General features: G+C 71.8%; 10 protein-coding genes. 8 read left to right on the forward strand and 2 right to left on the reverse strand.

Annotated features, from left to right (window positions below):
- The first annotated feature begins 2 nt into the window (after nucleotides 1-2).
- From Q8Q88_RS08640 to Q8Q88_RS08675, 8 genes are all read left to right on the forward strand, one after another.
- On the forward strand, nucleotides 3-845 hold the full coding sequence (locus Q8Q88_RS08640; protein WP_305674789.1) for an ABC transporter substrate-binding protein: 843 nt from the start codon (nucleotides 3-5) through the stop codon (nucleotides 843-845).
- On the forward strand, nucleotides 842-1,816 hold the full coding sequence (locus Q8Q88_RS08645; RefSeq protein ID WP_305674790.1) for an iron ABC transporter permease: 975 nt from the start codon (nucleotides 842-844) through the stop codon (nucleotides 1,814-1,816). The genes Q8Q88_RS08640 and Q8Q88_RS08645 overlap by 4 nt, the downstream gene beginning before the upstream one ends.
- On the forward strand, nucleotides 1,813-2,589 hold the full coding sequence (locus Q8Q88_RS08650; RefSeq protein WP_305674791.1) for an ABC transporter ATP-binding protein: 777 nt from the start codon (nucleotides 1,813-1,815) through the stop codon (nucleotides 2,587-2,589). Before Q8Q88_RS08645 ends, Q8Q88_RS08650 begins: the two co-directional genes overlap by 4 nt.
- Nucleotides 2,579-3,508, forward strand: coding sequence for an adenosylcobinamide-phosphate synthase CbiB (gene cbiB, locus Q8Q88_RS08655; protein ID WP_305674792.1), 930 nt, complete (start codon nucleotides 2,579-2,581; stop codon nucleotides 3,506-3,508). The genes Q8Q88_RS08650 and cbiB overlap by 11 nt, the downstream gene beginning before the upstream one ends.
- A complete protein-coding gene (locus tag Q8Q88_RS08660; protein WP_305674793.1) occupies nucleotides 3,496-4,962 on the forward strand; it encodes a cobyric acid synthase in 1,467 nt (488 codons plus the stop codon). The genes cbiB and Q8Q88_RS08660 overlap by 13 nt, the downstream gene beginning before the upstream one ends.
- Nucleotides 4,959-5,993 carry a nicotinate-nucleotide--dimethylbenzimidazole phosphoribosyltransferase gene (gene cobT, locus Q8Q88_RS08665; protein ID WP_305674794.1) on the forward strand — a complete coding sequence of 345 codons (1,035 nt, stop codon included), beginning with the start codon at nucleotides 4,959-4,961 and terminating at the stop codon, nucleotides 5,991-5,993. Before Q8Q88_RS08660 ends, cobT begins: the two co-directional genes overlap by 4 nt.
- A 1-nt stretch (nucleotide 5,994) precedes the next feature.
- Nucleotides 5,995-6,771: an adenosylcobinamide-GDP ribazoletransferase gene (cobS, locus tag Q8Q88_RS08670; protein WP_305674795.1), complete on the forward strand. Its 777-nt coding sequence runs from the start codon at nucleotides 5,995-5,997 to the stop codon at nucleotides 6,769-6,771.
- Nucleotides 6,772-6,932: 161 nt separating this feature from the next.
- Nucleotides 6,933-7,529 carry a sensor histidine kinase gene (locus Q8Q88_RS08675; RefSeq protein ID WP_305674796.1) on the forward strand — a complete coding sequence of 199 codons (597 nt, stop codon included), beginning with the start codon at nucleotides 6,933-6,935 and terminating at the stop codon, nucleotides 7,527-7,529.
- Here the strand turns inward: Q8Q88_RS08675 and Q8Q88_RS08680 are convergent.
- Both Q8Q88_RS08680 and Q8Q88_RS08685 read right to left on the reverse strand, forming a co-directional pair.
- Nucleotides 7,526-8,257 carry a Crp/Fnr family transcriptional regulator gene (locus Q8Q88_RS08680; protein ID WP_305674797.1) on the reverse strand — a complete coding sequence of 244 codons (732 nt, stop codon included), beginning with the start codon at nucleotides 8,255-8,257 and terminating at the stop codon, nucleotides 7,526-7,528. The two genes, Q8Q88_RS08675 and Q8Q88_RS08680, sit on opposite strands and share 4 nt — an antisense overlap.
- 311 nt (nucleotides 8,258-8,568) lie before the next feature.
- Nucleotides 8,569-9,066 (reverse strand): pyridoxamine 5'-phosphate oxidase family protein, encoded by a 498-nt coding sequence (locus Q8Q88_RS08685; protein WP_305674798.1) that lies wholly within the window; start codon nucleotides 9,064-9,066, stop codon nucleotides 8,569-8,571.
- Between the last annotated feature and the right edge of the window lie 212 nt (nucleotides 9,067-9,278).

The following is a 9,278-nucleotide window of genomic DNA, read 5'->3' on the forward strand; positions in this document are numbered from 1 at the left end:
GGATGCTGACCCGCAGGTCGGCGCTCGCCGCCGGGGCCGCCGTCTCCCTCGGCGGGGCGGGGAAGGCCGCGCCGCGCCGCATCGTCTCGCTCAATCCCTGCCTGGACGTGATCCTGGTCCACGTGGCCGATCGCGCCCAGATCGCCGCGCTCAGCCACTATTCCCGCGACCCGCTCTCCTCCAGCGTCCCGGCCTTTGGGGCGAACTTCCCCATCACCTACGAGACCGCCGAGGAGGTGGTCGCCCTTCGCCCCGACCTGGTGCTCGCCGCCCGGCACTCCTCGCCCGCCACCCGCGCCGCCCTGGCGCGGCTCGGGATCCCGGCCGAGCTGTTCTCGGTGCCAGAGAACATCGAGGACAGCCTCGCCCAGGTGGCCCAGGTGGCCGAGGCGGTCGGCCGGGCGGCGCGCGGCCAGGCCCTGGTCGCCCGAATCCGCAAGGCTATCGCCGACGCCGCCCCGCCGCCCGGTGAGCCCCGGCTGAGCGCGCTGATCTACCAGTCCAACGGCTTCGCCTCGGCGCCCGGCACCCTGGTGGACGAGATGATGCGCCGCGCCGGCCTGGTGAACGCCGCCACCCGCTACGGCCTGACCCGCACCGGCAACGTTCCCCTGGAGCAGCTCATCGCCGATCCGCCCGACATCCTGCTGGCCGGCCGCGCCAAGCCCGGCGCGCCGACCTGGGCCGACCGGGTCCTGACCCATCCGGCCCTGGCCCGCGTCGCCCACCGCATGCACCGCGCCGACTTCCCACAGCGGCTGATGTTCTGCGGCGGCCCGGTCCTCATCGAGACCGCCAAGATGATGGCCCTGGCCCGGACCCGGGCCCTGGAGGCCCGGGCATGAGGCGCCTCACTGTCCTCGCCGCCCTCGTGGCCCTCGGGGTCGTGCTGTCCCTGGTCAGCATGGCCGCCGGCCGGGTCTGGGTCCCGCTCAGCGACTGGACCGACCCCAGCGACCCGCGCTGGGCGATCGTCTTCGAACTGCGCCTGCCGCGCACCCTGCTCTGTGTCGCGGTCGGGGCGGCGCTCGGCATGTCAGGCGCGGCCATGCAGGGCTACACCCGCAACCCCCTGGCCGATCCCGGCGCGCTCGGCGTCTCGGCCATGGCCGCGCTGGGAGCTGTCCTCACCCTCTATCTTGGAGCGGGCGCCTCCCAGCCCTGGATGATCGCCGCGGCGGCCATGGCCGGGGCCCTGATCGCGGTCCTTCTGCTGCTCGCCCTGTCCGGCTCGGCCTCCAGCATCGTCACCTTCATCCTGGCGGGCGTGATCCTGCAGACCGTGGCCGGGGCCGGCGTGGCGCTCGCGCTCAGCCTGGCCCCCAATCCCTGGGCGGTGAACGAGATCGTCAACTGGCTGATGGGGTCGCTGGCCGACCGCAGCATGGCCGAGGTCCAGATGGCCCTGCCGCTGATCGCCGTGGGTTGTGGCCTGCTGCTGCTGATCGGCCGCGGCCTCGACGCGCTGACCCTCGGCGAGACCGGCGCCCGCTCGCTGGGGATCAATATGACCGCCACCCGCTGGCTGCTGGCCATCGGCGTGGCGCTCACGGCCGGAGCCAGTGTGGCGGTGACCGGCGTCATCGGCTTCGTCGGCCTGATCGTGCCCCACCTACTGCGGCCCCTGGTCGGCGCGCGGCCCGGCGGCCTGCTGATCCCCAGCGCCATCGGCGGGGCGGTCCTGGTCCTGGCCGCCGACATCGCCGTGCGCCTGACGCCGGCGGCCGGCGAGGTGAAGCTGGGCGTGGCCATGGCGGTGCTGGGCGGGCCGTTCTTCTTCGCCCTGCTGCTCTCCCTGCGAAAGAGGATCGCATGAGCCGGCTCAGCGCCCGCGCGATCAGCGTCCGGCTCGGCGACAAGCTGGCGGTCGACGAGGTCACCGCCAGCTTCGAGGCCGGCAGCGTCACCGCCATCCTCGGCCCCAACGGCGCCGGCAAGTCGACCCTGCTCGCCTGCCTGGCCGGCCTGCGCAAGCCGCTGTCGGGTCATGTGCGGCTGGACGATGTGGGGCTGCTTGCCATGGCCCCCCGCGCCAGGGCGCGGCGCATCGGCTTCATCCCCCAGACCCCCGAGATCGCCTGGGCGGTGGAGGCCCGCATCCTGGTCGGCCTCGGACGCACCCCCTTCATCGGCGCCAGCGGCCTATCCCTGGAGGACGCCGCCGCCATCGACAGGGCTATGGCCGCCGCCGGGGTCGAGGCCTTGGCCGACCGCGACGTCACCACCCTCTCCGGCGGGGAGCGGGGCCGGGTGCTGATCGCCCGCGCCCTGGCCGGTGACCCCGAATGGCTGCTGGCCGACGAGCCGCTCACCGGCCTCGATCCCGGCCACCAGCTCGACGCCGGCGGCCTGTTCCGCGCCATGGCCCACGACCAGGGCCGCGGCGTGGTCCTGACCCTGCACGACCTGTCGCTGGCCGCCCGCATCGCCGACCGCATCGTGGTGATGGCGGAGGGCAGAATCCTGGCCGACGGCCCGCCCGTCGAGGCCCTGTCCCCCGAGGTCCTGGCCGCCGCCTACGACATCGAGGCGCGCCATGTGACCGGCGCCTCGGGTCCGCTGATCGAGATCGTCGGGCGTGGCCGCTGACCCCTGGCTGGTGCTGGGCGCCGCGGCCATCGAGGCCGCCGTCGGCTATCCGCGCCGCCTGCACGCGGTCGTCCCCCACCCGGTCGCCTGGACCGGCTGGGCGCTGAGGGGCCTCGACCGGACCTTCAATCGGGGCGGCGACTTCGGACGGCGGCTGGCGGGGCTCGCCACCCTGCTGATCGTGGTGGGCGCGGCGGGCGGCGTCGGCTACGCCCTCGACCGCGCCCTCACCGGCTGGGGCCTGGTCCTCGCCGCCCTCGTCGGCAGCCTCGGCCTCGCCGCCCGCAGCCTCTACGACCATGTCGGCGCCGTTCGCCGGGCGCTCGCGGCCGACGACCTGGAGGCCGCCCGCGCCGCCGTCGGCATGATCGTCGGCCGCGACACCGCCGGCCTCGACCGCCAGGGCGTCGCCGCCGCGGCCCTGGAGAGCCTGGCCGAGAGCTTCAACGACGGCGTGGTCGCGCCGCTGTTCTGGTTCCTGGTCGCGGGACTGGCGGGCCTGTTCGCCTATAAGGCCGTCAATACCGCTGACAGCGTCATCGGCCACCGCGAGGCGCCCTATCGCGACTTCGGCTGGGCGGCGGCGCGCACCGACGACCTGATGAACCTGATCCCGGCCCGCATCGCCGGAGCGCTGATCGCCCTGGTCGCCGGGCGTGGCTGGGCGACCATGTTCCGCGACGCGCCCAGGCACGCCTCGCCCAACGCCGGCTGGCCCGAGGCCGCCATGGCCGGCGCCCTGGGCGTGCGGCTGGGCGGCGTGGCGACCTATGATGGGGTTGCCTACCAACGCCCGACCTTCGGCGACGGCGCACCGCCCTCGCCGCGGGACCTGAGGCGCGGGCTTGGGCTCTATCTGCGCGCTTGCGGCCTCCTCGCCGCAGGCCTCGCCCTGGGAGGCTTCGCATGGCCGCGCTGATGATCCAGGGCTGCGGCTCCGACGTGGGCAAGTCGGTGCTGGTGGCCGGCCTTTGCCGCCTCTTCGCCAATCGCGGCCTGACCGTGCGCCCCTTCAAGCCGCAGAACATGTCCAACAACGCCGCGGTCACCGTCGACGGCGGCGAGATCGGCCGCGCCCAGGCGCTGCAGGCCGTCGCCTGCCGCACCCCGGCCACCGTCCACATGAACCCGGTGCTGCTGAAGCCCCAGAGCGATGTCGGCGCTCAGCTCGTCGTGCGCGGCAAGATGGCGGGGACCTGGCAGGCTCGCGCCTACCAGGACCGCAAGGGCGAGCTGCTGGACGTGGTGCTGGAGAGCTTCCGCGGCCTCGAGGCCGAGTGCGACCTGGTCATAATCGAAGGCGCCGGCAGCCCGGCCGAGACCAACCTCAGAGCTGGCGACATCGCTAATATGGGCTTCGCCCGCGCCGCGAAGGTCCCCGTCGTCCTGGTGGGCGACATCGACCGGGGCCACGTGATCGCCGCCCTGGTCGGCGCCCATGCGGTGCTGGACCCCGAGGACCGCGACATGATCGCCGGCTTCCTGATCAACAAGTTCCGTGGCGATCCCAGCCTGTTCGCCGATGGCCGCGCCGAGATCGTCCGCCGCACCGGCTGGGCCGATTGCGGCATGGCCCCCTGGCTGGCCGCCGCCCGGCGTCTGCCCGCCGAGGACGCCGTGGCCCTCGATCGCCTGGCCCCGGGCGACAGGCGCCGCGTGAAGATCGTCGCCCCCATGTTCTCGCGCATCGCCAATTTCGACGAGTTCGATCCCCTGCGCACCGAGCCGGAGGTGGACTTCGCCTTCGTACCGCCCGGCACGCCTCTGCCGGGGGACGCCGACCTGGTGATCCTGCCCGGGACCAAGGCGACCCTGGCCGATCTCGCCTTCCTGCGCGCCCAGGGCTGGGACATCGACCTCGCCGCCCACGTCCGGCGCGGGGGCCGGGTGCTGGGGGTCTGCGGCGGCTTCCAGATGCTGGGACGCTCGATCTCCGACCCCCTGGGCGTCGAGGGCCCGCCGGGCGAGGCCGCGGGCCTGGGTCTGCTCGACGTCGCCACCACCCTGACCGATGACAAGGTCCTCACCCCGGCCGCCGGGCGCCTGGCCGCCGGCGGTCGCTTCGAGGGCTACGAGATCCATGTGGGCCGCACGGAAGGCCCAGACCTCGCCCGCCCCCTGCTGGTCCGCAACGACGGGACCCCCGACGGCGCGATCTCCGCCGATGGCCGGGTCATGGGCGCCTATGTCCACGGCCTTTTCGGTCTGGGCGAGGCGCGGAGCGCCTTGCTGTCGCCCCTGGGCGCGACATCCGACGGGATCGACGAAACCGCCAGGGTCGACGCCGCCCTCGACGAGATCGCGTTGGCGTTGGAACAGGCCTTCGATATCGACGTACTGGCGGCCATCGCCGGCCTGGAGGCACGACCGTGACCGCGCTGCCCGATATCACCGCCCTCGACCGTAGCCAGGAGCCTGCCCTGCGCGCCCTGCTGGACGGCAAGGCCAAGCCGCTCGGCGCGCTGGGTCGCATTGAGGACCTGGCGGTGCAGCTGGCCCTGATCGCCGGCCGGCCGGACCCGACGACGGATCGCGCCCTGCTGCTGGTGTTCGCAGGCGATCACGGCCTCACGGAGTCCGGAGTCTCGGCCTATCCGTCGGCGGTGACCGTGGCCATGGTCGCCACCCTGCTGGCCGGCCGAGCCACCGCCAACGCCTTCGCCCAGGTGGCGGGGGCGGAGTTGCGGGTGGTGGACGCCGGCGTCGCCGCCGACCTCGCCCCGCATCCGGCCCTGATCTTCGCCAAGGTCCGCAAGGGCTCGCGCAACGCCGCCCTGGGACCGGCGCTCTCCGCCGACGAGGTGGACTCCGCCCTGGCCCGTGGCGCGGCCATCGCCCGCGAGGCCGCCGCCGAGGGCTTCGACGTCCTGGCGCTGGGCGAGATGGGCATAGGCAACTCGGGCTCCGCCGCCCTGCTGGTCCACCGCCTGGCGCCTGCGCCCTTGGCCGGGTGCGTGGGGCCCGGCGCCGGCCACGACGCCGCGGGCTTGGCGCGCAAGCTCGCCGTCCTCGAACAGGCCGCCGCCCGGGCCGACGCCGTCGACCCTCGCGAGGTCCTGGCCCAGTTCGGCGGGCTGGAAATCGTCATGATGGCCGGCGCCGTCTTGGGCGCGGCGGCGGCCCGCCGTCCGGTGCTGGTGGACGGCTTCATCTGCGGCGCCGCGGCCTTGGCCGCCATCCGCCTGGTTCCCGCCGCCGCCGACTACTGCATCTGGGCCCATCGCTCCGCCGAGCCCGGCCACGCCGCCATGCTGGTCGCGGCCGACGCCCGGCCCCTGCTCGACCTCGGCCTGCGGTTGGGGGAGGGGACCGGCGGCCTGCTGGCCCTGCCCCTGGTCCGCGCCGCCGCGGCCCTGCTCAGGGAAGTGGCCAGCCTCGACGATGTCCTGGCCGGGCGGCTCTGACATGGCCCGCCAGCTGCAGCTCCTCCTCTGCGCCGTCCAGTTCCTCACCTGGCTGCCCACGCCCAGGCTGAAGGATTTCGAGCCCGACTGGGTTTCGCGCAGCGCCCGCTACTTTCCCCTGGTCGGCCTGCTGGTCGGCGGAGCCTGCGCCTTGGTCTTCTGGGCCGCCTCCCAGGTCTGGAGCGGCTGGATTCCGGCGATCCTGGCGATCGCCGCCGGCGTGCTGATCACCGGCGCCTTCCACGAGGACGGCCTGGCCGACACCGCCGACGGCCTGGGTGGTGGGGCCGACCCCGCCAAGCGCCTGGCGATCATGAAGGACAGCCGCATCGGGACATACGGCGCCCTGGCCCTCGGTCTCGGCCTTGCCCTGAAGGCTGCGGCGCTGGCCACCCTGCCGGCGGGCCTGGGCGCCTGGGCGCTGATCGCCGCCCACGGGACCGGGCGCGGCGCGTCCGTGATCGCCATGCGCCTGCTGCCCTATGTCGGCGCGCCCGGGGCGTCGAAGTGGAAGTCGGCGCCCGTCGGCCTCTCGCTCGGCGAGATGCTGACCGCCCTGGTCTTCGCCGGCCTGCCCCTGGCGCTTTCGCCGGACGGGGTGGTGGTCCAGGGCCTCCTGCTAGCCTCGCCGCCGGCGCTGGTGTTGGCCCTCATCGCCCGCCGCCTGCTCGGCGGATACACAGGAGACGTGTTGGGAGCGGTCGAACAGGTCTTCGAGATCGGGTTCCTGCTGGGGGTCTCGGCGGCCTTCGCCCTGGCCGCCGCGCCGCGCGCATGAACGCACAAAATTCGCGTGTGACGCGAATTATTCAACCTTCACCATATAAAATAGGGGCGATTGACGCCAATTCCTGCGATAACTGTCAGCTCGGCGACGGACGGGCGCTGCGGAAGGCGTATTACTAGACCTGCTTTCAAACGCTGGGGGCGTTGACCGCAATGAGCGACGAGCAGGCCGATACGCGCACGGCGGCGGAATTGCGCCACCGCATGGCCAACACGTTCCAGTTGATGTCCGCCTTGGCGCGAATGCGCGGCCAGAGGGCCAGCGAACCCGAGGCGCGACGCCAACTCGTCTGGATGGCCGACGCCATCGGCTCGCTCGGCGCCCTGGAGCGCCACCGGCAGGAAGCGGGGATCGACTTCGCCGCCTATCTCGCCGACATGGCCCCGGTCTGGCAGCGGCGGCAGGGGACGCGGCCCGCCGAGATCCAGCTGTCCTGCGCCCAGCTGCACGTCTCTGACCAGGCGGCCTCGACGCTCGCGCTCATCGCCCAGGAGCTGATCGCCAACGCCCTGGCTCACGGCTATCCGGACGCGCGCGCCGGGGTGGTCAAGATCGGCCTCAAGCGTCTGGACGACGATCGTTGCGAGCTCACCGTGGTGGACGACGGCCAGGGTTTCGACCCGGCCGCGCCCGGGGCCCGCGAGCGGTTCGGCCTGTGGTTCGTGCGCAGCCTGGCGGCCCAGGTGCGCGGCGAGTTCGTGCTGGATTGCCAGGCCGGCGTCGCCGCCCGCCTGGTCTTCTCGCTCTAGCCGCGGGCCCGGTCGACGGACGGCTGCGGCAACAGGCGCTCATAGTTGCGCCGCACCACCTCGTAGCACTCGCATGACACGGCCTCGAGGCCTTCGCGGCTGATGATGTCCACAACCCCACGGCGATATCTGATGTAACCCTTTTCCTGCAAGGTGCGGGCGACGGCGGTGACTGTGGTCCTCTGCACCCCCAGCATATCGGCCAGGAACTCCTGGGTCAGGGCCACCGTGTCGCTGGTGATGCGGTCGTGGCAGGTCAGCAGCCAGCGGCAGAACCGCGCCTCGACCGAGTGCAGGGCGTTGCAGGCCACCGACTGCACGGCGTGGCCGAACAGGGCCTCGGTGTGCATGTCCACCATCACGCGGATCTTGGCGCTCTTCTCCCAGGCCTCGTGCAGCTGGCTCGCCCCGATGCGGGCGGCCCGGGTCGGGGTCTGGACGATGGCCCGCGACAGCGACTGGCGGGGCGACACCGCTCCCATCAATCCCAGCGCCCCTTCGCGCCCGATGGTTGCACTCTCGATGGCCGCGCCGTTCTCCATCAGGGTCATCAGCGAGATCACGCCGTCGTGCGGGAAATAGGCCGTATCGACCCGGTCTCCGGGCTCGTAGAGCAGACGTCCTCGTTCCAGATCCACCTGGGTGAGATGCGGCGCCACCAGCCTGTAGTCGTCAGGGGGCAGGGCCGAGAGCAAGCGATTTTGCACCGAGAGCAGGGGCCTTTGCATCGGGGAATCGAAACGCAGCCATATGGCTTGGGTTGCAAGTTATCGACGCCGCTCCGCAAAGACTGTCGAGAACTCGACACAAATGCGACGTCTGCTCCGCAAAAGCAGAATTGGCTCACCAAAAGCAGCGAAGACCTTGCCCATGGTCCCGGCGGGCAAATATTCTCGGCAAGTCGACGCAAGTATATCTCCGGCGCCGAAATTCCCAGGGTGAGAATCCACTGCTGACCTTGAGGCGATGATCTTACGACTTCGAGCGCGACGATGCGTCGCAGAATCGCCTCAATCCAGCGCGGACGGGGGCTGACGCCTCAGTGGAAGTGCAGGTTCGCGCGTCCGCCCAGGTGCGGTTCGTGGCGGGTCGCGTTGGCCATGGCGATCTCCCAGGCGAACTTCACCGGCCCGCCCTGCGAGATCCAGACATCGGCGTCCTCGCAGGCCATCTTCAGCAGGGTGAGCTTCGGATCGGACTTGCCCTGCGGGTACCACGCGGCGACGACGGCGTTCCAGTACTTGTCGATCCGGACCTGGTCGTGCTGCACGGTCAGCTGGCCGCAGATGCAGGCCTGCACGTCGCGCTGCTGGAAGACAAACATCGCCTTGTGACCCGCGCCCACGTGCTGGGCCAGGTCGCTGTCGGACCTGGTGAAGAACCAGATCTCCTCGGCCTCGCGCTCGACGAAGGCGGTCATCGGCTGGGTGTGATGGGCCAATCGGCCGACCACGCCCAGCATCCCGACCTGATGGCGTTCGATCTCTTCCCACAACCGGCGCTCTACGGCGACGCGGTCGTTCATAGCGATGCTCATGACGGCTCCTGGGTTAGGTGCGCTACAACCTCAACCCTTGAGCCGCCATGGAGTTCCGAGCTGGGCCGTAGGCCTAGAGCGTGACCGCTCTTAGCTGAATCGGGATTCCGGATATCTGCGGATCATGATTCAAGGTCCAGGCTGGGCAGGAGGCCAGCTTGGATGGGTCGGCCGTATTCTCTGGATCTTCGGGATCGCGTGGCTCGGTTCGT

The organism is Phenylobacterium sp. (genome assembly GCF_030697925.1).
Lineage (GTDB): Bacteria > Pseudomonadota > Alphaproteobacteria > Caulobacterales > Caulobacteraceae > Phenylobacterium.

Excerpts from the sequence above, each read along its gene's own strand:
- Q8Q88_RS08640 (WP_305674789.1), top strand. The coding sequence starts at position 3 with ATGCTGACCCGCAGGTCGGCGCTCGCCGCCGGGGCCGCCGTCTCCCTC.
- Q8Q88_RS08645 (WP_305674790.1), top strand. The coding sequence starts at position 842 with ATGAGGCGCCTCACTGTCCTCGCCGCCCTCGTGGCCCTCGGGGTCGTG.
- Q8Q88_RS08650 (WP_305674791.1), top strand. The coding sequence starts at position 1,813 with ATGAGCCGGCTCAGCGCCCGCGCGATCAGCGTCCGGCTCGGCGACAAG.
- Q8Q88_RS08660 (WP_305674793.1), top strand. The coding sequence starts at position 3,496 with ATGGCCGCGCTGATGATCCAGGGCTGCGGCTCCGACGTGGGCAAGTCG.
- cobS (WP_305674795.1), top strand. The coding sequence starts at position 5,995 with ATGGCCCGCCAGCTGCAGCTCCTCCTCTGCGCCGTCCAGTTCCTCACC.
- Q8Q88_RS08675 (WP_305674796.1), top strand. The coding sequence starts at position 6,933 with ATGAGCGACGAGCAGGCCGATACGCGCACGGCGGCGGAATTGCGCCAC.
- Q8Q88_RS08680 (WP_305674797.1), bottom strand. The coding sequence starts at position 8,257 with ATGCAAAGGCCCCTGCTCTCGGTGCAAAATCGCTTGCTCTCGGCCCTG.
- Q8Q88_RS08685 (WP_305674798.1), bottom strand. The coding sequence starts at position 9,066 with ATGAGCATCGCTATGAACGACCGCGTCGCCGTAGAGCGCCGGTTGTGG.